Origin of the sequence: Phenylobacterium sp. (genome assembly GCF_030697925.1) — a bacterium.
Classification (GTDB): domain Bacteria; phylum Pseudomonadota; class Alphaproteobacteria; order Caulobacterales; family Caulobacteraceae; genus Phenylobacterium.
Genome location: NZ_JAUYOJ010000173.1, coordinates 30,089 through 53,946 on the forward strand (window position 1 = coordinate 30,089; position 23,858 = coordinate 53,946).

The 23,858-nt window shown below is 68.7% G+C and carries 24 protein-coding genes; 18 read left to right on the forward strand and 6 right to left on the reverse strand.

The genetic code is table 11. From position 1 onward, the window contains the following. Positions 1–57: 57 nt before the first annotated feature. From Q8Q88_RS16575 to der, 17 genes are all read left to right on the forward strand, one after another. Positions 58–495 carry a hypothetical protein gene (locus Q8Q88_RS16575; protein ID WP_305676290.1) on the forward strand — a complete coding sequence of 146 codons (438 nt, stop codon included), beginning with the start codon at positions 58–60 and terminating at the stop codon, positions 493–495. Between the two features lie 11 nt (positions 496–506). Next, complete coding sequence (locus Q8Q88_RS16580) at positions 507–1,028, forward strand: RNA polymerase sigma factor (protein WP_305676291.1); 522 nt, start codon at positions 507–509, stop codon at positions 1,026–1,028. Next, positions 1,018–1,326, forward strand: a complete 309-nt coding sequence (locus Q8Q88_RS16585) for a hypothetical protein (RefSeq protein WP_305676292.1) — start codon at positions 1,018–1,020, stop codon at positions 1,324–1,326. Before Q8Q88_RS16580 ends, Q8Q88_RS16585 begins: the two co-directional genes overlap by 11 nt. A gap of 104 nt (positions 1,327–1,430) precedes the next feature. Continuing rightward, the gene (locus Q8Q88_RS16590) at positions 1,431–1,802 is read left to right on the forward strand and encodes a DUF6249 domain-containing protein (RefSeq protein ID WP_254833451.1); all 372 of its coding nucleotides are present in this window, start codon (positions 1,431–1,433) and stop codon (positions 1,800–1,802) included. A 33-nt stretch (positions 1,803–1,835) separates the two neighbouring features. Further along, on the forward strand, positions 1,836–2,417 hold the full coding sequence (locus Q8Q88_RS16595; protein ID WP_305676293.1) for an RNA polymerase sigma factor: 582 nt from the start codon (positions 1,836–1,838) through the stop codon (positions 2,415–2,417). Further along, complete coding sequence (locus Q8Q88_RS16600; protein ID WP_305676294.1) at positions 2,410–2,790, forward strand: hypothetical protein; 381 nt, start codon at positions 2,410–2,412, stop codon at positions 2,788–2,790. Before Q8Q88_RS16595 ends, Q8Q88_RS16600 begins: the two co-directional genes overlap by 8 nt. 3 nt (positions 2,791–2,793) lie before the next feature. Continuing rightward, the gene (panB, locus tag Q8Q88_RS16605) at positions 2,794–3,621 is read left to right on the forward strand and encodes a 3-methyl-2-oxobutanoate hydroxymethyltransferase (protein WP_305676295.1); all 828 of its coding nucleotides are present in this window, start codon (positions 2,794–2,796) and stop codon (positions 3,619–3,621) included. Between the two features lie 143 nt (positions 3,622–3,764). Next, positions 3,765–4,184: a rubrerythrin family protein gene (locus Q8Q88_RS16610; RefSeq protein WP_254833444.1), complete on the forward strand. Its 420-nt coding sequence runs from the start codon at positions 3,765–3,767 to the stop codon at positions 4,182–4,184. A 56-nt stretch (positions 4,185–4,240) separates the two neighbouring features. Further along, a complete protein-coding gene (locus tag Q8Q88_RS16615; RefSeq protein WP_305676296.1) occupies positions 4,241–5,596 on the forward strand; it encodes a (Fe-S)-binding protein in 1,356 nt (451 codons plus the stop codon). 10 nt (positions 5,597–5,606) lie between these two features. Then, positions 5,607–6,200 carry a DUF3501 family protein gene (locus Q8Q88_RS16620; protein ID WP_305676297.1) on the forward strand — a complete coding sequence of 198 codons (594 nt, stop codon included), beginning with the start codon at positions 5,607–5,609 and terminating at the stop codon, positions 6,198–6,200. A 51-nt stretch (positions 6,201–6,251) separates the two neighbouring features. Further along, the gene (locus Q8Q88_RS16625; RefSeq protein ID WP_305676298.1) at positions 6,252–7,508 is read left to right on the forward strand and encodes a dicarboxylate/amino acid:cation symporter; all 1,257 of its coding nucleotides are present in this window, start codon (positions 6,252–6,254) and stop codon (positions 7,506–7,508) included. Beyond that, positions 7,505–8,203, forward strand: coding sequence for a TetR/AcrR family transcriptional regulator (locus Q8Q88_RS16630; RefSeq protein ID WP_305676299.1), 699 nt, complete (start codon positions 7,505–7,507; stop codon positions 8,201–8,203). The genes Q8Q88_RS16625 and Q8Q88_RS16630 overlap by 4 nt, the downstream gene beginning before the upstream one ends. A 164-nt stretch (positions 8,204–8,367) precedes the next feature. Then, entirely contained in the window at positions 8,368–10,596 is a 2,229-nt protein-coding gene (locus Q8Q88_RS16635) for a TonB-dependent receptor (protein WP_305676300.1), read from the forward strand. Positions 10,597–10,661: 65 nt separating this feature from the next. Further along, positions 10,662–11,954: an MFS transporter gene (locus Q8Q88_RS16640; RefSeq protein WP_305676301.1), complete on the forward strand. Its 1,293-nt coding sequence runs from the start codon at positions 10,662–10,664 to the stop codon at positions 11,952–11,954. Between the two features lie 83 nt (positions 11,955–12,037). Continuing rightward, on the forward strand, positions 12,038–12,814 hold the full coding sequence (locus tag Q8Q88_RS16645; protein WP_305676302.1) for a tetratricopeptide repeat protein: 777 nt from the start codon (positions 12,038–12,040) through the stop codon (positions 12,812–12,814). Further along, positions 12,811–14,214: a PQQ-binding-like beta-propeller repeat protein gene (locus Q8Q88_RS16650; RefSeq protein WP_305676303.1), complete on the forward strand. Its 1,404-nt coding sequence runs from the start codon at positions 12,811–12,813 to the stop codon at positions 14,212–14,214. The genes Q8Q88_RS16645 and Q8Q88_RS16650 overlap by 4 nt, the downstream gene beginning before the upstream one ends. Before the next feature lie 20 nt (positions 14,215–14,234). Continuing rightward, positions 14,235–15,887, forward strand: coding sequence for a ribosome biogenesis GTPase Der (gene der, locus Q8Q88_RS16655; protein WP_305676304.1), 1,653 nt, complete (start codon positions 14,235–14,237; stop codon positions 15,885–15,887). Here the strand turns inward: der and Q8Q88_RS16660 are convergent. The 5 genes from Q8Q88_RS16660 to radA all read right to left on the reverse strand — a co-directional run bounded on the left by Q8Q88_RS16660 (position 15,835) and on the right by radA (position 21,276). Continuing rightward, complete coding sequence (locus tag Q8Q88_RS16660) at positions 15,835–16,584, reverse strand: SDR family NAD(P)-dependent oxidoreductase (protein WP_305676305.1); 750 nt, start codon at positions 16,582–16,584, stop codon at positions 15,835–15,837. The two genes, der and Q8Q88_RS16660, sit on opposite strands and share 53 nt — an antisense overlap. Further along, entirely contained in the window at positions 16,581–17,555 is a 975-nt protein-coding gene (locus tag Q8Q88_RS16665; protein ID WP_305676306.1) for a bile acid:sodium symporter family protein, read from the reverse strand. Before Q8Q88_RS16665 ends, Q8Q88_RS16660 begins: the two co-directional genes overlap by 4 nt. A gap of 234 nt (positions 17,556–17,789) precedes the next feature. Beyond that, positions 17,790–19,289, reverse strand: a complete 1,500-nt coding sequence (gene purF, locus Q8Q88_RS16670; protein WP_305676307.1) for an amidophosphoribosyltransferase — start codon at positions 19,287–19,289, stop codon at positions 17,790–17,792. Beyond that, on the reverse strand, positions 19,286–19,921 hold the full coding sequence (locus Q8Q88_RS16675; RefSeq protein WP_305676308.1) for a CvpA family protein: 636 nt from the start codon (positions 19,919–19,921) through the stop codon (positions 19,286–19,288). Before Q8Q88_RS16675 ends, purF begins: the two co-directional genes overlap by 4 nt. Continuing rightward, positions 19,912–21,276: a DNA repair protein RadA gene (gene radA / locus Q8Q88_RS16680; protein ID WP_305676309.1), complete on the reverse strand. Its 1,365-nt coding sequence runs from the start codon at positions 21,274–21,276 to the stop codon at positions 19,912–19,914. The genes Q8Q88_RS16675 and radA overlap by 10 nt, the downstream gene beginning before the upstream one ends. 150 nt (positions 21,277–21,426) lie before the next feature. Here radA and Q8Q88_RS16685 point away from each other — a divergent pair, with 150 nt between their 5' ends. Beyond that, positions 21,427–22,611, forward strand: a complete 1,185-nt coding sequence (locus tag Q8Q88_RS16685; protein WP_305676310.1) for a Yip1 family protein — start codon at positions 21,427–21,429, stop codon at positions 22,609–22,611. Between the two features lie 170 nt (positions 22,612–22,781). On the opposite strand, the gene alr is transcribed toward Q8Q88_RS16685, so the two are convergent. Further along, the gene (gene alr, locus Q8Q88_RS16690) at positions 22,782–23,858 is read right to left on the reverse strand and encodes an alanine racemase (protein WP_305676311.1); all 1,077 of its coding nucleotides are present in this window, start codon (positions 23,856–23,858) and stop codon (positions 22,782–22,784) included.

A 23,858-nucleotide genomic window follows, 5' to 3' on the forward strand; every position in this document is an offset into this window, starting at 1 on the left:
CTAGAGGGTGAAGGAACGGAGAGATGGCTCTCCGTTCCAACGGAGGGGCGATCACTCATGCAAGACGTGTTTCACAGTTACTGGTGGTTGATCTTCCCGCTGGCCGCCTTCGCGTTCGGCGCCTGGGACCGCTGGTTGGCCTATAGCCGTTCGCGCGCGCATCTGGAGCTGATCAAGACCTACGCCGCCCAGGGCAAGGAACCGCCGCCCGAGCTGATGAAGCGCATCCAGGAAGAAGAAGATGACGACGAGGAGAGCGACTGGAGCGGCCTGGGCCGCCGTCACCGCCGCAATAGCAAGCGCCATTCGCGGCACGACGACATCCGTAGGGTGATCTTCACGGGCGCCTTGGCCGGAGCCTTTTGGATCGCCGCGGAGGCATCGTTGATCAACGGCACCGAGGGGCCGTTCCGGCTGGTGGCGCTGATCCTGGTCTGCATCTCCGGCGCGACCCTGCTCTCGGTCCTCGTGACCTCCCGCTTTCGTGACAGATGAACCCTGCCGCCTTGGACGCGACCCTGGTCCGCGCCGCCCAGGGCGGCTCGGAGGAGGCCTTCGCGCGACTGGTGGACCGTCACCAGCAGGCGCTACGCGCCTTCCTGCGCCGGGCCTGCGGGAACCGGGCCCTGGCCGACGACCTGGCCCAGGAGGCCCTGCTGACGGCCTGGTCGCGGATCGACCGGCTGGACGAGGCGGCCAATGTGCGAGCTTGGCTGTGCGGGATCGGGTACAACAAGTGCCGGACCGAACTGCGGTCCGGCCGCAGGGTCCGACAACGGGAGGCCGACTACCAGTCGTCCGACCATCGCTCAACAGGGGTCGCGCCGGAGGACCGGCTGGCCTTGGAGCAGGCGATGGCCGTCCTGCCGCTGGAGCAGCGGGCCGTGGTGGCCCTCTGTCTGGCCGCGGAGTTCAGCCACGCCGATGCGGCCGAGGCGCTCGGCCTCCCGCTCGGCACGGTGAAGTCTCATGTGACGCGCGGACGCGCGCGGCTCATGGAAGCCTTGGGAGTGCGTGATGAGCGATGACGACGCCAGGCTGGCCGCCTTCTTCGCGGCCTCGGAGCCTCCGGCCAGGGACCTCGCCTTCTCGGCCGGGGTGATGGAGGCGGTCGCCCGGGCGCGGTTCCGGCGGGAAATGGCGCGTCTGGCCCTGTTCAGCCTGGTGGGCGGCGTGGTCCTCTGGGCGGTATGGCCCAGCCTCGCGCCGGTGTTGGTCCAGGTCGGCGGCGGGCTGGCGCCGGCCGGCGCGGCCCTGGTGGTCGCCGCCGCGGTGCTGCTGCTGGCCGACGGTCGAGCCATGTCGGCTCTCGGTTTGCGATCATGACGAACATTTCATGCCAAGCTTTGCATCTGTACGCAGGGCCCGGCGCCTCTTTCCTTTCAGAACGGGGCTGATACGCCCGGCAATCCTGAAGAGGGGAAGACGAGATGGAAATTCTGATCCCAATCACGATGTTCGCCATGATCGCGGCGATCGTCATCGCGCCACGCTGGTTCAAGAGCCAGGAACGCCAGAAACTGCAAGAGACCCTGCGGGCCTCTATCGAGAAGGGCGCGACCCTTCCGCCGGAAGTGATCGAAGCCCTGACCAGCGACGTGAAGGCGCCGCCTTCGCCATACAAGGATCTCCGCTCCGGCATCGTCTGGCTGGGCGTGGCCATCGGCTTCGCGGCCCTGGGCTTCGCGATCAGTTTCGAAGAGCCCGACGCCCTCTATCCGTTGCTGGGCATCGCCGCCTTCCCGGGCTTCATCGGCCTGGCCCTGATCGCCCTGTCTTTCGTCACCCGCGGCAAGAACTGAAACGCCCTCTAGAGGGGATGGGGAAAAGCCCAAATGTCGGGCGCTAACACTACAAGGCTGGCCAATCTCCACGACGTGGAACTGGCCGCCCTGGCGGCGGCGGGAGACCGTGCGGCCTTCGGGGAGTTGGTCCGCAGGCATGGCTCGGCCGTGCGCGGCCTGCTGCGGCGGATGGGCTCCCCGCCGGCCGAGGCCGACGACGTCGCCCAGGACGCGTTCCTGACGGCCTTCGAGCGGATCCGCGAGTTCCGCGGTGAAGGGGCCTTCGCCGCCTGGGTCAAGAAGATCGCGGCTCGGCTCTATCTGCGCCGCCTGCAACGCGAGCGGAGATTGGCGGGCCTGGCCCAGGAAGCCGAGGACGCCGCCATCGACGCCCATCAGCCGGATGCGGCGGGGCGGATCGACCTGGACGAGGGGTTGAAGTCGCTGGGAGCGGCCGAAAGGCTGTGCGTGTCCATGTGCTACGGCGCGGGTCTTTCCCACGCCGAGACGGCAGAAGCCTTGAACCTGCCGCTTGGAACGGTCAAATCGCATGTCAAACGTGGTCTGGAGAAGCTCAGAACGCGACTGGCGCCTGCCGGCGCTGCACTTGAAGGGAAGCAGGGCAATGGCTGAGCTTGAATTCGAGCGGCGTCTGGAACGCCTTTTCGGCGACGCGCCGGCCTTCTCCGACGAGAAGGCTTTCGCCATGGCGGTGGAACGCAAGCTGGCGCGGGGCTGGACCCTGCGCCGGATGCTGATCGGCGCGGCCGGCCTGGTCGGCGGCGTGGTCGGCGCGAGCCAGCTCATCCTCTCCAACTTCGTGGGGCAGGTCGAGGCCGCCTCGGAGGGGTCGAGCCGCGTCCTGCGCGCCGGCGTGGCCGAATGGGCGCCGCGGGTTGAGCTGCTTTCGGCGCTGCCCGACGGCTCTTCGGTGGTATGGATCGCCAGCGGCCTTGCGGTCCTGGCCATGGGGTTCGTGCTGACCCGCGTCATCGAGGAGTTCTAGTTCATGTCGGCCCAGCGTCAGGAAACGGTCAAGCGGCTCGCCGCCCCGGATATCACCGCGCGCAAGGGCGGGGTGCCGGTGGTCTGCCTGACCGCCTACACCGCGCCGATGGCCGAACTGCTGGATGAGCACTGCGACCTGATGCTGGTGGGGGACTCCCTCGGTATGGTGGTCCACGGTCTGCCGAACACGGTGGGCGTGACCCTTGATATGATGATCCTGCACGGCCAGGCGGTGATGCGCACCGCCCGGCGGGCCATGGTGGTCGTCGACATGCCCTTTGGCTCCTACGAAGGCGCGCCCGAGACCGCCTACGCCAACGCCGCGCGGATCATGAAGGAAACCGGCTGCCAGGCCGTGAAGGTCGAGAGCGGCGCCATCGTGGTCGACACTATCGACTACCTGGTCAAGCGCGGCATCCCGGTCATGGGCCATGTGGGCCTACGGCCCCAGGCGGTGAACGTCGACGGCGGCTTCAAGGCCAAGGGCAAGGGCGCCGACGAGCGCGCCCGCATCCTGATCGAGGCCAAGGCCACTGCCAACGCCGGCGCCTTCGCCGTGGTGGTCGAGGGCGTGGCCGAGGGCCTGGCCCGTGAGATCACCGAGGCCATCAGCGTCCCGACTATCGGCATCGGCGCCTCGTCCGGCTGTGACGGCCAGATCCTGGTCACCGACGACATGCTGGGCCTGTTCGACTGGACGCCCAAGTTCGTCCGCCGCTACGCCGACCTGCGCGGCGAGATCTCCAAGGCCGTCGCCGGCTACGCCGAGGACGTCCGCCAGCGCCGCTTCCCCGGCCCGGCCGAGATCTATTTCGCCAAGGCGGGGTAGGGCGCGGCGCGGTCGGATAGAGCCGCTCAATCCTGCCTATAAATTAAATCGATTAGGTCTATCGCGTAGTCGGTCCATACTTCCGCCGACGGCGAATTCGCGCACCGGCCTTCAAGGTGCGCCGCGCTTCAAGGGAGAAGACCATGAGCCTCGCGACCAGCAAGACCCTGCAGAACCTGAAAGACGCCTTCGCCGGCGAGAGCCAGGCGAACCGGCGCTACCTCTATTTCGCCCAGAAGGCCGACGTGGAAGGCTACAACGACGTGGCTGCTGTGTTCCGCTCGACAGCCGAAGGCGAGACCGGCCACGCCCACGGGCACCTGGAATTCATGGAAGCCGTCGGCGATCCCGCCACCGGCCTGCCCATCGGCGCCACCGGCAACAACCTGAAGGCCGCCATCGCCGGCGAGACCCACGAATACACCGACATGTATCCGGGCATGGCGCGCACCGCCCGCGACGAGGGCTTCGAGGAAATCGCCGACTGGTTCGAGACCCTCGCCAAGGCCGAGAAGTCCCACGCCGGCCGCTTCCAACGCGCCCTGGACACCCTGGACGCCTAAGGTCCCGCCGGGCGGCGCAGCGTCGCCGCCCGAAGCCTTCTGATTGCGAGGTCTATGTGGCCGACAGTCCCGCCCGCGAGGGCAGCCTCGACGCGCCCTTCCGCCATCCCATCGCCTGGCAGGACGAGGCCTATTACGACCTGGCCGCCGTCGAGAAGGAGATGGAGCGGCAGTTCGACGTCTGTCACACCTGCCGGCGCTGCTTCAACCTCTGCGACAGCTTCCCGCGACTGTTCGACCTGATCGACGAGTCCAAGACCGGCGAGCTCGATAGCGTGGCCAAGAGCGACTACGCCAAGGTCGATGAAGCCTGCACGCTTTGCGACATGTGCTTCCTCACCAAGTGCCCCTATGTCCCGCCGCACCCCTTCGACATCGACATCCCGCACCTGATCCTGCGCTATCGCGCCGCCAAGCGCCGGGCAGGGGAGGTCCAGTTCATCCGCGAGCAGCTGGGCGAGACCGACCGCAACGGCAAGCTCGCCAAGCCCGTGGCGCGCCTGGCCAACTGGGCCACGGCGCGCAAGAACACCCCGCTGCGCAAGCTGCTCGAGGCCATCGCCCAGATCGACGCCGAGGCCGTGCTGCCGAAGTACCATTCCAAGACCGCCACGGACCGGCTGAAGGTCCCGGTGCCGCCGAACCCAGCCGGGCCGGCCGTCGGCCAGCGCAAGGCGGTGCTCTACGCCACCTGCTTCGTCGACTACAACCAGCCCGACACCGCCGTCGCGGCGGCCCGGGTCCTGGCCCTGCAAGGGGTCCAGGCCGAGCTGCTCTATCCGGAGTGCTGCGGCATGCCCCAGCTGGAGGCCGGCGACCTGGCCGACGTGGCCGGCCGTGCGGAACGCCTCGCCGCAGCCTTCGCCCCCTATATCGACCAGGGCTACGAGGTGATCGCGCTCACCGCCAGCTGCGGCCTGATGATGAAGTTCGAGTGGCCGCTGATGCTGCCGGAGAACCACGCGGTCCTGCGCCTGGCCGCCGCCACCCGCGACATCAGCGAATATGTGGTCGACATCGCCAAGACCCACGGGCTGGCCCCGGGCCTGTCGCCGGTCGAGGGTGGAGTGACGGTGCATCATGCCTGCCACGCCCGGGCGCAGAACATGGGCCAGAAATCGGCCGAGATGCTGCGCCTGATCCCCGACACCGCCGTCGAGGTGGTGGAGCGCTGCTCCGGCCACGGCGGCACCTTCGGCGTCATGAAAGCCACCCACCCGGTCGCGCGCAAGGTGGGCCGCCCCGCCGCCCGCGCCGTGGCCCAGAAGGCGAGCGCCGAGCTCTGTTCCGACTGCCCGCTCGCCTGCAAGCACCTGGGCCAACTGCTGATCGTCGAGACTGGAGCCGACCAGGCCCAGCCGCGCCAGTCCCATCCCATCGAGATTTTCGCCCGTGCCTATGGCGCGCTCTGAAGGAGGTCCCATGCCGCTCGCCCTTCGCCAGGTGACCCACGACGACCTGATCCCGGACGAAGAGTTCGCCAAGGTCCGCGCGGAACGCCGGGCCGCCCTGCTGCCGGCCAAGCGGCTGCGCCGGATCGCGCTGGGCCCCAGCTGCACCGTCTATTTCGAGTCCTTCGAGACCATGTTGTTCCAGATCCAGGAGATGCTGCTCACCGAGAAGGGCGGCGCAGCTCAGGTTCCAGATGAGCTTGCGGCCTACAACCCCTTGATTCCCCAAGGTTCGGAACTGGTGGCGACCATCATGTTCGAGGTCGACGATCCGGTTCGGCGCGCGGCTTTGCTGGCCCGGCTGGGCGGTGTGGAGGAGCTGTTCTTCCTGCAGATCGGCGGCGACAAGGTCATGAGCGTCCCCGAGGGCGACGTGGAGCGCACCCGTGAGGACGGCAAGGCCTCCTCGGTCCACTTCGTCCGCTTCCCGCTGAAGCCCGAGCAGATCGCGGTCTTCCGCGATCCCGCCGTGGCGATCCTGGTGGGCTGCGACCACGAGGCCTATGCCCACATGGCGGTGCTCGGACCGGCGACACGGGCCGAGCTGGCCAAGGATTTCGCCTAGGGTTCGCGCGAAACCGGTTTCCAAGCCCCGCGAACGCTCTAGGTTCGGGCGATGGCCTCGTTCATCTCCGCCCTCCGCGCCGCCGCCGGCCAATCGACCCTGCGCATCCTGGCCAGCCTGGTGGTCGGCCTGATCCTGGGGGCTGCGCTCGCCGACGCCTGGTTCCTCGACAACATCCTGGCGGTGGCCGAGCCGGTGGGCGGGCTGTGGCTGGACGCCCTGCGCATGACCATCGTGCCGCTGGTCTTCTCGCTGCTGGTGGTGGGAATCGCCTCGGCGGCCGGCACCGCCGCCGCGGGCGGGACGGCGGCCAAGTCGCTCGCCTTCTTCGCGCTCTTCCTGGTGCTGTCGGCCAGCTTCTGCGCCGTGGCCTTGAGCGCGGTCCTGGCGGCGTGGCCCGCGCCCGTTGAAGCCGTGGCCGGCCTGCGCGAGGCGGCGGGCTCTTCCACGGACAAGGTGCCGGACTTCCCGACCATGGGCGCCTGGCTGCGCGCCTTCATCCCGACCAATCCCGTCGAGGCCGCGGCCACCGCCCAGATGGCGCCCCTGGTGGTGTTCGCCCTGCTATTCGGCCTGGCCGCCACCCGCATCCGGGCGGACCTGCAGACCGGCCTGATCGCGGTGTTCCAGGCGGTGATGGACACCATGCTGGTGCTGGTCCAGTGGGTGCTGTGGGTCGCGCCCGTGGGCGTCCTGGCCCTGGCCTTCATCGTCGGGGCCAAGGCGGGCTTCGGGGCCGCCGGGGCGCTCGGCCACTACATCCTGCTGCTGTCCGGCGTCTGCATCTCGGTCACTCTACTGGCCTATCTGATCGCGCTGGTCGCCCGGGTCCCGCTGTTCGCCTTCGCCCGCGCCGTGGCGCCGGCCCAGGTGGTGGCCTTCTCCACCCAGTCCTCGATCGCTTCTCTGCCGGCCATGATCGCCGGCGCCGCGCAGCTCGGCGCGCCCGAGCGGGTCAGCGGCGTGGTCTTGCCGCTGGCGGTCTCGCTGTTCCGCATTACCAGCCCGGCGGCCAATCTGGGCGTGGCGATCTATTGCGCCCACGTCTACGGCGTAGACCTCACCGTCGCCCTGCTGATCGCCGGCGTCGGGGTGGCCGCCGTGATCAGCCTGGCCTCGGTGGGCCTGCCTGGCCAGATCACCTTCTTCACCACCACCGGCCCCATCTGTCTGATCATGGGCGTGCCGCTGGAACTGCTGCCGATCCTGCTGGCGGTGGAGACCATCCCGGATATCTTCCGCACTGTGGGCAATGTGACCGCCGACGTGGCGGTCACCTGTCTCGTCGACGAGCGGGCCAAGCCATGACCACCCCGGTCCTGCGTCCCATCGCCGCCTCGCGCGGTCGCCGTCGGAAGGGGGAGGGCCCTGACCTGCGCGGCGCTATCCTCGACGCCGCCGAGCTGCTGTTCGCCGGACACGGCTTCTACGGGGTCACCACACGCCAGGTAGCGGCCGAGGCTGGCGTCGACACCGCCCTGATCCACTATTATTTCGGCTCCAAGCGCGACCTGTTCGACGCGGTCTTCGCCCGCCGCGCCGAGATACTGAACGCCGAGCGCCTGCAGGCCATGGCCGCCTACGAGGCCGCTCATCCGGGAACCATGACAGCCAGCGGCGTGATCGAGGCCTTCATCGGCCCGCTGATCGAGCGTTCCCTGACCGCCGAGGCGGGCTGGAAGAACTATTTCCGGCTGGTGGCCCTGGTGAACAACACCCCGGCCTGGGGCGGGGAGACCATGCACCGGTACTTCGACCCCGTGGTCCACCGGTTCATCGACACCCTGAAGAAGGTGATGCCGGGGGCCGAACTCGCCGACCTCTACTGGGGCTACCAGTTCCTCACCGGCTCGATGATGCTGGCCCTGTCGGAGACTGGCCGCATCGACCAACTTTCCGAGGGGCTCTGTCGCTCGACCGACTTGGCCGCGGTGCGGGCCCGGCTGTTCGACTACTGCGCCGCCGGCTTCGAGGCGATCGTCGGAAAGTCAGCGCCCAGCTAGCGGGGCTGTGGCGCCAATTCATCACTTGATTAAAAAACGTGCGGGCGGGGCGTCACGCCCCTGGCGGCGCACGCCCGAATAGTCGCAGTGTCCGCGAAATTCGTCCGACGATGAATTTCAACAACGCTCGCCGTCCGAACGGCCGGGCCTGGGAGAGAGACACGATGCACAACATGTTGAAGGCGGCGCTCCTGGCGGGCGCGGCGTGGTCGGCTATGGCGACGATGGCCGTGGCCCAGACTCCGGACGGCGATGGAACGACCGTCGAGGAGATGGTGGTCACCGCGCGGCGTCGCGAGGAAAGCTTGAAGGACGTCCCGGTCGCCGTGACCGCCGTGACCGCCGAGCGCCTGGAGCGCACGGGCGCCGTCGACCTGACCGTCATGCAGCAGACCACGCCCAACCTGACCGTCCAGGTGGCGCGGGGCTCCAACTCGACCCTGATCTCCTTCATCCGCGGCGTCGGCCAGCAGGACCCGCTATGGGGCTTCGAGCCTGGCGTCGGCCTCTATATCGACGACGTCTATGTCGCCCGCCCGCAGGCCGCGGTGCTGGACGTGTTCGATATCGAGCGGATCGAGGTGCTGCGCGGGCCCCAGGGCACGCTCTACGGCCGCAACACCATCGGTGGGGCGATCAAGTACGTCACCGCCAAGATCCAGGGCGAGCCGGAAATGAAGTTCAAGGGAGCCTTCGGCTCCTACGGCCAGCGCGACTTCGTGGCCTCGGCCAAAGGCAAGGTCTCCGACACCGTGGGCCTTGGCCTCACCTGGGCCAAGTTCGACCGCGACGGCTATGGCACGAACCTCAACACCGGCGCCGAGCACTACAACAAGGACGTGGGCGCGGCGCGGGCGACCATCGAGTGGGAGCCCTCCGAACAGCTGTTCTTCCGCCTGTCGGGCGACCTGGTGCAGGACAAGTCCAACCCGCGCCACGGCCACCGCGAGACCCCGGCCTTGAACTTCCTGGGTCAACCCATCGCCGGCGGCGCCCCGCCGGCCGACGTCTATGACACCTACGCCGGATCTGGCGACGTCAACCGGGTCGAGACCCGCGGCGTCTCGCTGCTGGGCCAATGGAACGTCAGCGACACGCTGACCTTCAAGTCGATCACCGCCTACCGCGCCGGCGAGACCGAAGGCACGATCGACTTCGACGAACTGCCGGCCAAGATCCTCGACATCCCGGCCCGCTACAACGACCATCAGTTCAGCCAGGAACTGCAACTTCTCTATACCGGCGAGCGCCTGCAGGCGGTGGCCGGGGTGTTCTACCTGAACGCCACGGCGGCCGGCGCCTTCGACACCGTGCTGAGCCAGGCCAACCTGACCATCGCCACGGCCGGTGCGGTCGACACCAAGAGCTGGTCGGCCTTCGCCGACGTGAGCTACGACCTCACCGACGCCCTGACCCTGTCGGTCGGCGGACGCTGGACCCGGGACGAGAAGACCGGCCAGGTCTATCGCCAGAATTTCACCGGCTTGATCAGCCCGCTGTTCGGCAACCCGACGGCGATCCCGGGCCTGGTGCGGTCGAACTTCACCAACGAGAAGTCGTTCGAGAAGTTCACCCCGCGGGTCTCGCTGCGCTACGAGGTCAATCCCGACCTGACCGGTTACGTCTCCTACAGCCAGGGCTTCAAGTCGGGCGGCTTCGACATGCGGGCCGACGCCATCCTGACCCCCACCTCGGTCGACGGATATGAGCCGGAAACCGTGGATTCCTACGAGGCGGGTCTGAAGGGCTACTTCTTCGACCGCCGCCTGTCGCTCAATTCGGCGGTGTTCTACGGCAAATACAAGGATCAGCAGATCACCCAGCAGACCCCGGTCGGCGCCTCCATCGCCAGCCAGGTGCTGAACGTCGGCAAGAGCCACATGTCGGGCTTCGAGCTGGAAGGCGTCGCTTCCTTCACTTCCAGCCTCAGCGCCAACTTCTCGCTGGGTTACATCAAGGCCGAGTTCGACGAATACAGCGCCCTCGACCTCACGGTCGTTCCGCGGGTTGTGCGCGACTTCGCCAATAGCCGCGTATTCCAGAACACACCGGAATGGAACGGCAGCGTCGGCCTGACCTACATCCACGACATGGGCGACCACGGGAAGGTCAGCTTCTCGCCGAGCGCCGCCTATCGCAGCAGCTTCCATATGTTCGAGATCCCCTCGATGCTGGACCAGAAGGCCTACTGGCTGATGGACGCCAGCGTGGTCTGGTCGTCGTCCGATGATCGCTACCGCGTGGGCCTGCACGGCAAGAACCTCGGCGAGGAGACCTATCGCGTCGGCGGCTACAACTTCCCGCAGACAGCCGGCGTCCTGTTCGGCAACTCGGTGACCGCCTTCTACGGCCCGCCGCGCACCGTGACCTTGTCGCTCGAAGCCAAGTTCTAGGCTTCTTCACAAGGGGCGCGGGGCTTTCGGCTCCGCGCCCTTTCGATTCCTGATAGGGCTCGACCATGGCCACGACGGACGCGCGAGCGACGGTGCGGGGCGGCGGCTATCGCTATGCGGTGCTGGCGCTGCTGATCATCGCCTACACCTTCAACTTCCTGGACCGCCAGATCCTCGGGATCCTGGCCGGTTCCATCAAGAAGGACCTCAATCTCACCGACAGCCAGCTCGGCTTGATGGGCGGGCTGGCCTTCGCGCTGTTCTATACCGGGCTTGGCATCCCCATCGCCTGGCTGGCCGACCGCTGGAGCCGCACCTGGATCATGACCGGGGCGCTGACCATCTGGAGCGGCTTCACGGCGCTCTGCGGCCTCGCCACCGGCTTCTGGCCCTTGTTCCTGTGCCGCATGGGCGTGGGCGTGGGGGAGGCGGGCGGCGTGGCCCCGGCCTATTCGCTGATCTCCGACTACTTCCCCAAGGAACAACGGGCGCGCGCCTTGGCGGCCTATTCCTTCGGCATCCCGGTGGGCAGCGCGCTGGGCATCCTGTTCGGCGGCCTGATCGCCGCCAGCATCGACTGGCGCGCGGCCTTCATCATCGTGGGCCTGATGGGCGTGGCGCTGGCGCCGGTGTTCCGCCTTGTGGTGCGCGAGCCTCGCCGGGGCTTGGCCGACCTGGAGGCCGGCGCGCCGATTCCCGAGACCGAGCCCGTCGCCCCGCCGAAGGGGGCGCTCGGCCTTCTGCTGAGGAAACCCAGCTTCTGGCTGATCTCGCTCGCGGCCGCGGCCTCGTCGGTTTGCGGCTATGGCGTCTCGTTCTGGCTGCCGTCCTTCTTCGAGCGGAGCCTGGGCATGGGCCTGGTCGACCGGTCGCTGTTCCTGGGGGCCATCACCCTGGTGGGCGGCACCGCGGGCGTCTGGGCCGGCGGATGGCTGGGCGACCGGCTCGGCGGTCGCGACAAGCGCTTCTACCTGCTGGTCCCGGCGGCGGCCTTCGCGCTCGCCCTGCCGTGCTTCTTCTTCGCCATCGGGGCCAAGTCGTTGGCCATGGCCTTCGTGCTGTTCCTGATCCCCCAGGGCCTGAACCTCGCCTGGCTGGGACCGGTGATCAACGCCATCCAGCACCTGGTTCCGGCCGCCTCGCGCTCCACGGCCAGCGCCTGCTTCCTGTTCGTCAACAACCTGATCGGCCTCGGCCTGGGCACCTACTACTTCGGCGCGGTCTCGGACCTGCTGACCCCGCGCTTCGGCGCCGAGGCTCTGCGCTACGCCATCTATTCCGGGCTGGGATTCTATCTCTTGAGCGCGCTGCTTTTCGTGGCCGCCGCCGGCGTCATCAGGCGCGATTGGGTCGACTGATTGCGAGCGTTGCAGCGCACGTCCCGCCGCTATAGGTTCCCCCGCTCAAAACCCTAACGCCCTTTCGCGCGGAGTCCCCTTTCGTGGTTGATGTCTTTGAAGAGGTCGAGGAGCAGCTCCGCTCCGACCGCTACAAGGCGCTTGCGCTGAAAATCCTGCCGTGGATCGGCGGGGCCCTGGTGCTGGCCCTTGTCGTCGCCCTCGGGATCTGGGGCTATCAGAGCTATCGCGCCAAGGCCCATACCGAGGCCTCCGACCAGTACGCCTCGGCCATCGAGGCCTTCAATTCCGGCGACCGGAACGAGGCCGTGCGGCTGTGGGGCGAGGTCGGAAAGTCGTCATCCAAGGCCTACAAGTCCCTGGCCCTTCAGCAGTTGGGCGGGCTCCAGCTCTCCGACGGCAAGGTCGCCGAGGCCGTGAAGCTGTTCGACGAAGCCGCCGAGGCCGCGCCGACCCCGGTGCTGGGCGACGTCGCCCGCCTCAAATCCGCCTTCGCCTTGCTCGACTCAAGCTCGTACAAGGACATGGAGGCGCGCCTGAAGCCGCTCACTGAGGAAGGCCGCCCCTATCGGGTCCAAGCGCGCGAAGCGCTGGCCTTCGCCAAGATCATGGCCGGCGACCTGCCGGGCGCGCGGACCGAGTTCTCCGTGCTGTCGCTGATGGTCGACGGCGGCGAGGGCGTGAGCCAGCGCGCCAAGGCCGCCATCGCCCTGATCGATTCCGGCTCGGCCAAGGCGGTGCCTGGCGCGGTGAAGGCCGCCCTGGCCCTGCCGCCCGCCGTCGCCCTTCCGCCGGGCGCCCTGCCGCCCGGGCTCCAAGCCCAGCCCGCGCCGCAACAGCCAGCCCCTGGACCCCAATGACGTCGATCCGCCGTAACAGCCTGCTCGTCCTGCTCCTCGCGGCCTCCGTGGCCGTGAGCGGCTGCTCGACGATCAACAGGCTGAACCCGTTCAACCGCGGCGGGGACGACAGTCCCAGCGAGACCGCCGCCGAGGGCGAGCGAATCTCCATCGTCGCGGCCGACCAGACCCTGGAAGTCGCCGAAGCCCTCAAGGGCGCGGACTTCTTCCTGCCGACTCCCGCGGCGGTCACCGAGTGGCCGCTGCCCGGCGGGACGGCCGAGCAGTCGGTGGGCCATCCGGAGGCCGGCGGTGGCCTGTCCATCGCCTGGAAGCGCGGCTTTGGCCAGGGCTCGGGCAAGGGCGCCTACGTCACCGCCCCGCCGGTCGCCGCGAACGGCAAGATCTTCGTCATGGATGGCGAGGCCACGGTCTCGGCCTTCGACGCCCAGTCCGGCTCCCAGGTGTGGAAGGCCAACCTCCGCCCCAGCAGCAAACGCGACAAGGAAGCCTTCGGCGGCGGTCTCGCCGTGGCCGACGGCAAGCTCTATGTCGCCTCGGGCTATCGCTTCGTCGCCCAGCTCAACGCAGACACCGGCGCGGTCGTCTGGAAGACCATGACGGAACAGCCGATCCACGCCGCGCCCACGGTTTCGGGCGGACGCCTGTTCGTGGTCGCCGTGGACAACACCCTGCTGACCTTCGACACCGCCAACGGCGCCGATGGCTGGACCTATCAGGGCCTGTCGGAATCGGCCCGCATCCTGGCGGCCTCGTCGCCGGCGGTCTCGGGCGACACCGTGGTCGCGGCCTTCGGGTCCGGCGAACTGGTGGCCTTGCGCGCGGCCAATGGCAATGACCTGTGGAACGAGGCGCTCAGCCGCGCCAACCGCAACAACGCACTGTCCGAGATCCGCGACATCCCCGGCCGCCCGGTGATCTATCAGGGCGACGTCTTCGCGGTCAGCCATTCGGGCGTGTTCGCGGCCACCGACCTGCGCACCGGCCAGGCCCGCTGGAGCCTGCCGGTCACCGGCATCACCACCCCGTGGCCGGCCGGCGACGTGGTCTATGTGGTGTCGAAGGCCGGTGAGGTGATCTGCGTCGCCCGCGAGAGCGGCCAGATCTATTGGATCCGAGACCTGGGCGTCGGGCGCGAACAGTCCAAGGGCGGTCTGTTCGGCATGAAGTTCCTGGGCCGGAAGAACTATACAAGCCGCCCGTTCTGGTCGAGCCCGATCCTGGCTTCGAACCGGATCGTGCTGGCCGGCACCAGCGGCGAGCTGGTGGCGATCAACGCCAAGACCGGCGAAGTCGAAAAGACCATGAACCTTGGCGCCCCCACCCTGATCGGCCCGATCGCGGTGAACGGAACCATCTATGTCGTGACGGATGAGGCTCAACTCATCGCGCTGCGCTAGACCGGACGAAACGTGACGCTATGCCGATGCGGCTAGCCATTGTCGGGCGTCCCAACGTCGGGAAGTCGACGCTGTTCAACCGGCTTGCCGGGCGCAAGCTCGCCATCGTCGACGACCAGCCGGGGGTCACCCGCGACCGGCGCTATGGCACGGGCCGGATCGGCGACCTGGACCTGGAGCTGATCGACACCGCCGGCTTCGAGGACGTCACCGACGACAGTCTCGAATCGCGGATGCGCCAGCAGACCGAGCTCGCCATCGCCGAGGCCGACGTGGCCCTGTTCGTCATCGACGCCCGCGACGGCGTGACCCCGATGGACGAGGTGTTCGCCGAGATCCTGCGCAAGCACGACAAGCCGGTGATCGTCGCGGCCAACAAGGCCGAGAGCAAGGCCAGCGACATCGGCGTCATGGAAGCGTTCGGCCTGGGCCTGGGCGAACCCGTCGCCATCTCCGCCGAGCATGGCGAGGGCATGGCCGACCTCTTTCAGGCCCTGCTGGCCGTCCAGCCGGACGATGACGAGGAAGCCGCCGAGGAGGCCGACAAGCCGATCCGCATCGCCATCGTCGGCCGCCCGAACGCCGGCAAGTCGACCCTGGTCAACAAGCTGATCGGCGAGGACCGCCTGCTGACCGGTCCCGAGGCCGGGATCACCCGCGACGCCATCTCCGTGGACTGGACCTGGGACGGCCAAGCCATCCGCCTGGTCGACACCGCGGGCCTGCGCCGCAAGGCCAAGGTCCAGGAGAACCTGGAGAAGCTCTCCACCCACGACTCGATCCGGGCCATCACCTTCGCCGAGATCGTCATCCTGGTGATGGACGCCACCCACCCGTTCGAGATTCAGGATTTGCAGATCGCCGACCTGGTCGAGCGGGAAGGGCGCGGCCTGGTCTTCTGCTTGGCCAAGTGGGACCTGGTGGCCGACCAGGGCGCGACGCTGAAATACCTGATCGAGGAGGCCGGCCGCTTGCTGCCGCAGCTTCGCGGCTCGCCGGTGATCGCGCTCTCGGCCGAGACCGGCCGCCATCTCGACCGGCTGATGCCGGCGGTGATCAAGGTCCACAAGGACTGGTCGACTAAGGTCAAGACCCGCGACCTCAACGACTGGCTGCACATGGCCATCGAGCGCCATCCGCCCCCGGCCGTGGGCGGCCGTCGCGTGCGCCCGAAATACATGGCCCAGACCAAGGCCCGGCCGCCGACCTTCGTGCTGTTTGCGAGCCGCGCCGACCAGCTGCCCGACCACTACCGGCGCTATCTAATCAACTCGTTGCGCGAGAGCTTCGACATGCCCGGGGTGCCCATGCGGCTCACCGTCAAGTCGAACAAGAACCCCTATGCCGAGGGCGAGGACAAGGGCGGCCCGAAGCCGCGCTCCCAGGCCCCGGTGTTCGCCCCCAAGATCGGCAAGAAGGCGGCCGCCCCCAAGGGCGTCGCAGCCACCCGCGCCGGGATCACCGCCGCGGCCATGGCGGCGGAACTCGATGCGCCAGCGGTGAAGGCCAAGCCGAAACCCAAGGTGAAGCCCAAGACCAAGCTGGCCTCGGTGGGCAAGCCGAAGATCGGCGCCGGCCCCACGCCCAAGGGGCGCAAGGCCAAGCTGATGCGCCCCGGCGTCAAGCCGAAGCGAGCTTCCCGGCCGCCGCCCAGTCGGAAAAGCGGACGTTGACCTTGGGCAGGCCCAGATCGGCCTGCGCCAGCTCCACGATCATCGGACCGATCTCGGCCGGCTCGGGTAGGGTCATTGGATCCTCGCCCGGCATGGCCTCGGCGCGCATCTTGGTGCGCATGACGCCGGGATCGACCAGCACCGCCCGGATGGTGGTGTTCTCCAGTTCGTCGGCCCAGGTGCGCACCAGGTGCTCAAGAGCGGCCTTCGAGGCGCCATAGGCCCCCCAGAACGCCTTGGGCCGCTCCACCCGGCCGGTGGTGAAGAAGATGCCCCGTCCAGCCGGCGACACCCGCAGCAGCCGCTCGGTGGAGCGGATCAGCCGGTAGGTGGCGGTGACGTTGCTCGAGAATACCTTCTCCCAGTTCGACGGGTCGATGTGCGAGATCGGCGACAGCCCGCCCAGGATGGCGGCGGCGTGGACCAGCACGTCCAGCCGGCCGAACCGCTCGTGGATCGCCAGGCCCAGGCCGTCGATGGTGTCGCCTTGGGTCAGATCGAGCGGCACGAGGGTCGCGGACTTGCCGGTGGCGGCCTTGATCTCGTCGTCCAGGGTTTCCAGCGCCCCCTGGGTGCGGCCGACGGCGACCACGTGGGCCCCGGCCTGGGCGAGCGCCAGGGCGCAGGCGCGGCCGATGCCGCGGGTGGCGCCGGTGACCAGGGCGATCTTGCCGTCGAGGGGGAGGGAGGCGGTCATGCGGGAACTCGTTTGGCGTAGCGCTGCGCCAGGGCGGCGCAGGTGATCAGTTGGAACTGGTGATAGAGCATCAGGGGCAGGAGAATGAAGCCCACAGTGGCGGCGGGGAACAGGACCCCGGCCATGGGGACCCCGGCGGCGAGGCTCTTGTTTGAACCCCCGAAGACGATGGCGATCTCATCTTCGGTGGAGAAGCCGCGCGTCCGGGCGACCCAGACCATGAAACCCAGCGACATGGCCAGCAGGACCACGCAGATCAGCATGATCCTGGCGAGGTCCAGGGCCGTGACCTGGTTCCAGATCCCGGCCACCACCGCGCCGGAAAAGGCGTTGTATACCACCAGCAGGATCGAGCCGCGGTCCACCAGGCCGAAGGGCTTGGCGTGACGCTGGATGAAGCCGGCGACCCATGGCCGCAGCAACTGGCCCGCCAGGAAGGGCGCCAGCAGCTGCAGCAGGATGGCCTGCAACGAGGCGAGCGAGACGCCTTCGCCCTGGGCGCCTAGTAGGACGCCCGCCATCACGGGGGTGGCGACCATGCCGATCAGGTTGGAGGCCGAGGCGCCGCAGACCGCGGCGGCCACATTGCCCCGGGCTATGGCCGTGAAGCCGATCTGCGACTGGATCGTCGAGGGCAGGCAGGCCAGGAACACCACGCCTGGCGCCAGAGCGGCCGGCAGGACCCAGCTCGGCAGGGCCGCCGCGCCGAGGCCGGTCAACGGCCAGAGGATGAAGGTTGTGACCAGCACCAGGCCGTGCAGCCGCCAGTGCAGCAGGCCCTTGATCACCGCGTCCGGACTGAGCTTGGCGCCGTGCAGGAAGAACACCAGGGCGATGCCGAACTTGGTGGCGGTGGCGACCACGGGCGCGGCCTCGCCCCGGGCCGGCAGGATCGAGGCCAGCACGACCATGCCGACGATGGCGGCGATATACCAATCCAGGCCGAGGTTCTTGAGGACGCCACGGATCATCGGCCTGAGCCACCGCAGAGGAAGGCTGGACAGCTACCTCGCCGAAGCCACTTCCTCTCCACCCGTCTTGGGGGGGGAGAGGGTAGGGTGAGGGGGGCCTTGCCGCCGCAATGAGCTGGATGGGAGACCGGATTGCGTCGCTCCGCGCCGCATCCCCTCACCCTACCCTCTCCCCTTGAAGGGGGAGAGGAGACGAACGCACCGCGCGCGATCGTCCCCGCGGCCTCGATGAGATCACGCGTCGACCAGGAACGAGAGCTGGCGGTCGGCGCCGTCGTTGCGGCCCTCGGCGATCTCGCGGTCCAGCAGACGCGTCGGGTAGTCGCCGGTGAAGTAGTGGTCGGTGAACTGGGGGTTCACGGGGTCGCGCGGGTCGGCGTTCATCGCCGCGTAGAGCCCGTCGACCGAGAGATAGCCCATCGAGTCGACCTCGAGGATCTTGGCGATCTCTTCGACCGACTTGTTGGCCGCCAGCAGGTGCTCGCGATCGGGCATGTCGATGCCGTAATAGTCCGGCCACTTGATGGGCGGGGAGGCCGAGCGCAGGTGCACCTCGGCGGCGCCGGCCTCGCGCACCATGCGCACCACGCGCACCGAATTGGTGCCGCGCACGATGGAGTCGTCGATCAGCATCACCCGCTTGCCGGCCAGGACATTGCGGTTGGGCGACAGCTTCATGCGCACGCCCAGTTCGCGGGCGCCCTGGGTCGGCTGGATGAAGGTGCGGCCCACATAGTGGTTGCGGATGATGCCCATCTCGAAGGGCACGCCGGTCTCCTGGGCGTAACCCAGGGCCGCGGGCACGCCGGAGTCGGGCACCGGCACGACCACGTCGACCGGGACGTGGCTTTCCTGGGCCAGGCGGCGGCCCATGCGTTTGCGCACCTCATAGACCGAGCGGCCGTTCACCACCGAGTCGGGCCGCGCGAAATAGACATATTCGAAGATGCAGGGCCGGGCCCGGGCGGCGGGGAAGGGCTTCAGGCTCTCGATCCCGTCATGGTCGATGACCACCATCTCGCCATGCTCGATGTCGCGGACGAAGCGGGCGCCGATCATGTCCAGGGCGCAGGTCTCCGAGGCCAGGACGTACTTGCCGTCGACCTCGCCCAGCACCAGCGGGCGGATGCCCAGCGGATCGCGCACGCCCACCAGCTTCTTGTTGGTCAGCGCCACCAGGGCGTAGCCGCCCTCGATGCGGGAGAGCGCGTCGATGAACCGGTCGACGAACCGCGATTTCCGCGAGCGGGCCAGCAGGTGGAGGATCACCTCGGAGTCCGAGGTCGACTGAAAGATCGCGCCTTCCGAGACCAGCTGTTCGCGCAGGGTCAGGAAGTTCGTCAGGTTGCCGTTGTGGGCCAGCGCCACGCCGCCGGCCTCGAGGTCGGCGAACATCGGCTGGACGTTGCGGATAAAGCTGCCGCCGGCGGTGGAGTAGCGGGTGTGGCCGATGGCCATGTGGCCGGGCAGGCGGTCGACCAGGTCGGCGCCGGCGAAGGCGTCGCCTACGTGGCCCATGTGGCGTTCGGTGTGGAAGCGCTGGCCGTCGAAGACCGCGATGCCGCAGGCCTCCTGGCCGCGGTGCTGCAGGGCGTGGAGGCCGAGAGCCGTGATGGCCGCCGCGGCGTTGACGTCGTAGACGCCGAACACGCCGCATTCCAGTCGGGGGGCGTCGTCGTCAGGATCCCGGGGATTCAGCGCCGATTGGCGCCATCGATCCAGATCCTGGGTCATCGGGATTTCTCCACCAGATCGTCGAGCCCGCCGCGTTCGCCGGGGTCATAGCCTTGAGCGTCCCGAGAGTCACCCCCGGCCGACTTGGAACTGTCACGAACCGCCTCGTCGAACGAGGGCCGCAGCCGGTCGGCCATGTCGAAACCCTTGGGCGCAATGGCCTTTAGCGTATCGGCCGCCGCGCGGGTCAGGGGATAAAAAGCCGCACCCGTCATCCATTTGGGCAGCCGGTCGGGCGGCGTGGCGGCGTGGAACACCAGATGGAAAGCCCCCAGGACCACCAGGGCGCGGATCAGCCCGAATCCCAGGCCGATGACCCGGTCCAACATGCCCAGCACCTGCATGTCGCGGACCTTGCGCACCATGCCGGCGCCGGTGATGCGCAACAGGCCGTAGATCGCCACGAACACCACCAGGCCGGCGCTCACCGTGCCCAGCCAGTCGGGATCGATCAGGTTGCGGCCGATAGGCCCCGACCAGCGCAGGCCGAAGACCGCCGCCAGGGCCGCGATGATCAGGGCCAGCGCCGTGACCACCTCGCGCGTGCCGCCGCGATAGAAGCCGACCCCCGCCGAGACCAGCAGCACCAGGCCCACAATGATGTCGAACCAGGGCAGGGGATCTAGTCCCATTGGCTCTCGCCGATCCGAGCGATGGCCTCGGCCAGGCGGCTCACGCCATCGATCTTCATGCCGCCTCCGTCGATGTCCTTTGGCCCCAACGCCCGACGGAAGCCCAGCTTGGCGGCTTCCTTCAGCCGCGAGTCCATGCGGCTGACCGGTCGGATGTCGCCTGAGAGGCTGATCTCGCCGAACACCACGCAGTCCTGCGGTAGGGCCGCGTCCAGGGCCGAGGAGGCCAGCGCCGCGGCGGCGGCGAGGTCGGCGGCGGGCTCGTTGACCCGCAGACCGCCGGCCACGTTCAGATAGACGTCGCGATTGCCCAGCGACAGGCCGCATCGGGTCTCAAGCACCGCCAGCACCATGGCCAGCCGTCCGCTGTCCCAGCCGACGACCGCGCGGCGGGGGGTGCCGTAGGCCGAAGGGGCCACTAGCGCCTGGAACTCCACCAGCACCGGGCGCGAGCCCTCGATCCCGGCGAACACCGCCGCGCCGGCCGCCCGCTCGCCGGAGGTGTCGAGGAACAGAGCCGAGGGATTCTTCACCTCGCACAGCCCCGCGTCGCCCATCTCGAACACCCCGATCTCGTCGGTGGCGCCGAAACGGTTCTTCACCGCGCGCAGGATGCGGAACGGGTAGCCGCGCTCGCCTTCGAAGGCCAAGACGGCGTCGACCATATGCTCGATCACCCGCGGACCGGCGATGGTCCCCTCCTTGGTGACGTGGCCGACCAGGATGATCGCCACGCCCTGCTTCTTGGCCAGCCGCACCAGTTCGCCTGTGGCGGCGCGGACCTGGGTCACCGAGCCCGGCGCGGCCTCATGGACGTCGCTCCACATGGTCTGGATGGAGTCGATCACGACGAGGTCGAACTTCTCGCGCTTCAGGCTGTCGAGGATATCGCGCAGGCTGGTCTCGGTTGCCAGTTTCACCGGCGCGTCGGCCAGGCCCATGCGCTGGGCGCGGCTGCGCACCTGGGCGATGGCCTCCTCGCCGGAGATGTAGGCGCAGGACGCCCCGCGCCGCGCGGCGCTGGCCATGACCTGCATCAGCAGTGTCGACTTGCCGACTCCGGGGTCGCCGCCGAGCAGGATCGCCGAGCCCGGCACCACGCCGCCGCCGCAGACCCGGTCGAACTCGTCCACGCCGGTGGCGATCCGAGGCGGGGAGGGCGTGTGCTCGTCCAGGCCCTGGAAGGCGAGGCCCCGGGTGCGCGAGGCCTTGCTGGGCGCGAGCGCGCCGGGCGGCCGCGACTGCAGCTCCTCGACCAGGGTGTTCCAGGCGCCGCAGGCGGGACACTGGCCGGCCCACTTGGTCTGCGTGGCCCCGCAGGACTGACAGACATAGACGGCGCCGTCGCGGGCCATGCGGGCTCCCTGATTCGCTTGAAGACGACAGTTTAGACGGGCGGAAGGTCCGCGTCCGTCGCAGATCGAAGCCGGTTGCCGAAAGGGTGGCATAGGCTAGGCTCGCCATGTGGGGATTGGACTGGGGCTTTTACAGGCTGGGAGGCGTCTATGAGCGCAGTTGAACCGGGGCCCGCCGCGTCGGGGCTCGTCGAGCGTGCGAAATCCATCTTGCTGCAGCCTTCGGCCACCTGGGCGGTGATCGACGACGAGCCGGCGACCATCGGCGGCCTCTACAAGGGCTACGTCATTCCCTTGGCCCTGATCCCGGCGGTGGCCGGCCTGATCGGCGCCATCGTGTTCGGCTACGGGATGTTCGGCATCAACTACAAGCCGACGGTCGTTTCGGCGCTGGTCGGCGCGGTGGTGAACTTCGGGATCGCCCTGGCCAGCGTCTATGTCCTGGCCCTGATCATCGACGGCCTGGCTCCCAGCTTCGGCGGTACGAAGAACCAGACCCAGGCCTTCAAGGTCGCGGTCTACGCCAGCACCGCCAGCTGGCTGGCTGGGATCTTCATGATCTACCCGCCGCTGGGCATCCTGGGCCTGCTCGGCCTCTACAGCCTGTTCCTGCTCTTCAAGGGCCTGCCGGTGCTGATGAAGGCGCCCGAGGACAAGGCGACCACCTACACCGTGGTGGTGGTCATCGCCGCCATCGTGCTGGCGATCATCGCCGGGGCGATCCTCAGCCCAATTCGCAGCATGGGCCAGGGCTCGGGCCTGATGGCCGATCACAGCGCTGGCGCCGGAACCGTCACCTTCGGCGGCAACAAGGTCGACCTCGGCAAGTTGGAAGAGGCCTCCAAGAAGATGGAAGCCGCCGCCAAGCAGATGGAGAGCGGCGAGGGTCCGGCTCCGACCGATCCCAGCCTGCTGAAAGCCTACCTGCCGGCCGACGTGGCGGGCTTCGCTCGGACCGAGGTCACCACCGGATCCGGCGGGGCCGGCGGCGTCACCGGCTCGCAGGCCGAGGCCATCTACACCAAGGGGGACGGACGCATCCGGCTCAGCGTCACCGACCTGGGGGCGGCGGGCGCCCTGGCCGGCATGGCCGGGGCCTTCAACGTCCAGTCGTCCAGTGAGAGCGATGGCAAGTACGAGAAGGTCGGCAAGGTCGACGGCCGCATGACCACCGAGTCCTACAACGCCGCCTCGCGGCACGGCGAGTACAGCGTCCTGGTCGGCGACCGCTTCATGGTCGCCGCCGAGGGCGACGGCGTCCGCATCGAGGACCTCAAGGCCGCCGTGGCCTCGGTCGGGCCCGCCCGGCTGGAGGCGCTCGCCAAGAAGGGCTAGCGCGTATCGGGCGGTCCGACCCTACCAATGTTCGTCATGGCCGGGCCGCAGGTCCCGGCCATCCAGTCGGCGGACTGGCTTGCGAGTCCTGCGCGTATGGACCCCCGACACGCGCTGCGCGCGGCCGAGGATGACGAGCGTGGGTAGGGTCTGGCTCGTGGTGTGACGACCTAGCGCGCGCCCAGATAGACCCGCTCGGCCCGGTCGCCTAGGCGCACGAGGCATTCGTGCGCCACTGTGCCGGCCGCCGCCGCCAGGTCATCGAGCAGCACATGGGAACCCAGCAATTCGACCATGTCGCCGGGGCTCGCCTCGGCCTCGCCGATCTCGATGGCGATCAGGTCCATGGTGACGATCAGCACCTTGCGCAGCGCGCCTGCGAACCAGGCCTGGCTGCGGCCCATGGTCCCGCGGATCAGGCCGTCCGCATAGCCCGCGGCGATCACGGCGACCCGGCTCTCAGCCTCGACGATGGTCTTGGAGCCGTAGCCGATCATCTCGCCGGCCCCCACCTGGCGCACATAGAGGATCGGCGCCTCGAAGGTGGCCACGGCCTTCAGGCGTGCGTCCGGCCGCTCCTCGGGACCGCCGCCATAGAGGCTGATCCCCGGCCGGACGATGTCGAAATGATAGACGTGCCCCAGCGCGATGCCCGCGGAGGCCGCAAAGCTGGCCCGCGCCTCGGGAAACAGCGACCGCACACCGGCGAACGCGTCGAGCTGGGCGGCGCTGCGGGGATCGGCCGGATCGGTGGCCGAGCCCAGATGGCTCATGATCGTCTCGACGCGCAGACCCCGCGGTGGGTTCGCGGCCAGGTCCCTGATCTCGGCGGCGGTCAGGCCCTGGCGGTTCATGCCGGTGTCGACCTGGATGGCCGCGGTCATGGCTTCGGCGGCTGCAAAGGCGCTCGCGGCCTCGATCTGTGGGCGGCTGCAGAGCACCGGCGTCAGGTTCGCCGCCGCCAGCCGCGGCCCGGTGTCCGGCGTGAAGCCGTCCAGCACATAGATGGTCGCCGGATGGCCGAGCTCGGCCCGCAGCGCCTCGCCCTCGCTCAAGCGGGCCACGAAGAAGGCGCGCGCGCCCTCAGCCCACAGCCGGCGCGCCACCGGGACTGCGCCCAGGCCATAGCCGTCGGCCTTGACCACCGGTGCGGCCTCGGCGCCCGGCGCCAGATCGCGCAACACCGCGTAGTTATGGGCGAGCGCGTCGAGATCGATGGTCAGGCGCGCGGAGGAGGGAGCAGGCAT

Coding starts and splice junctions, on each gene's coding strand:
- Q8Q88_RS16660 (WP_305676305.1), bottom strand. CDS start 16,584: ATGACCGCCTCCCTCCCCCTCGACGGCAAGATCGCCCTGGTCACCGGC.
- purF (WP_305676307.1), bottom strand. CDS start 19,289: ATGACCCAGGATCTGGATCGATGGCGCCAATCGGCGCTGAATCCCCGG.
- Q8Q88_RS16585 (WP_305676292.1), top strand. CDS start 1,018: ATGAGCGATGACGACGCCAGGCTGGCCGCCTTCTTCGCGGCCTCGGAG.
- alr (WP_305676311.1), bottom strand. CDS start 23,858: ATGCCTGCTCCCTCCTCCGCGCGCCTGACCATCGATCTCGACGCGCTC.
- panB (WP_305676295.1), top strand. CDS start 2,794: ATGTCGGCCCAGCGTCAGGAAACGGTCAAGCGGCTCGCCGCCCCGGAT.
- der (WP_305676304.1), top strand. CDS start 14,235: ATGCCGATGCGGCTAGCCATTGTCGGGCGTCCCAACGTCGGGAAGTCG.
- Q8Q88_RS16625 (WP_305676298.1), top strand. CDS start 6,252: ATGGCCTCGTTCATCTCCGCCCTCCGCGCCGCCGCCGGCCAATCGACC.
- Q8Q88_RS16685 (WP_305676310.1), top strand. CDS start 21,427: ATGAGCGCAGTTGAACCGGGGCCCGCCGCGTCGGGGCTCGTCGAGCGT.
- Q8Q88_RS16640 (WP_305676301.1), top strand. CDS start 10,662: ATGGCCACGACGGACGCGCGAGCGACGGTGCGGGGCGGCGGCTATCGC.
- Q8Q88_RS16595 (WP_305676293.1), top strand. CDS start 1,836: ATGTCGGGCGCTAACACTACAAGGCTGGCCAATCTCCACGACGTGGAA.
- radA (WP_305676309.1), bottom strand. CDS start 21,276: ATGGCCCGCGACGGCGCCGTCTATGTCTGTCAGTCCTGCGGGGCCACG.
- Q8Q88_RS16575 (WP_305676290.1), top strand. CDS start 58: ATGCAAGACGTGTTTCACAGTTACTGGTGGTTGATCTTCCCGCTGGCC.
- Q8Q88_RS16630 (WP_305676299.1), top strand. CDS start 7,505: ATGACCACCCCGGTCCTGCGTCCCATCGCCGCCTCGCGCGGTCGCCGT.
- Q8Q88_RS16620 (WP_305676297.1), top strand. CDS start 5,607: ATGCCGCTCGCCCTTCGCCAGGTGACCCACGACGACCTGATCCCGGAC.
- Q8Q88_RS16675 (WP_305676308.1), bottom strand. CDS start 19,921: ATGGGACTAGATCCCCTGCCCTGGTTCGACATCATTGTGGGCCTGGTG.
- Q8Q88_RS16635 (WP_305676300.1), top strand. CDS start 8,368: ATGCACAACATGTTGAAGGCGGCGCTCCTGGCGGGCGCGGCGTGGTCG.
- Q8Q88_RS16650 (WP_305676303.1), top strand. CDS start 12,811: ATGACGTCGATCCGCCGTAACAGCCTGCTCGTCCTGCTCCTCGCGGCC.
- Q8Q88_RS16665 (WP_305676306.1), bottom strand. CDS start 17,555: ATGATCCGTGGCGTCCTCAAGAACCTCGGCCTGGATTGGTATATCGCC.
- Q8Q88_RS16610 (WP_254833444.1), top strand. CDS start 3,765: ATGAGCCTCGCGACCAGCAAGACCCTGCAGAACCTGAAAGACGCCTTC.
- Q8Q88_RS16600 (WP_305676294.1), top strand. CDS start 2,410: ATGGCTGAGCTTGAATTCGAGCGGCGTCTGGAACGCCTTTTCGGCGAC.
- Q8Q88_RS16590 (WP_254833451.1), top strand. CDS start 1,431: ATGGAAATTCTGATCCCAATCACGATGTTCGCCATGATCGCGGCGATC.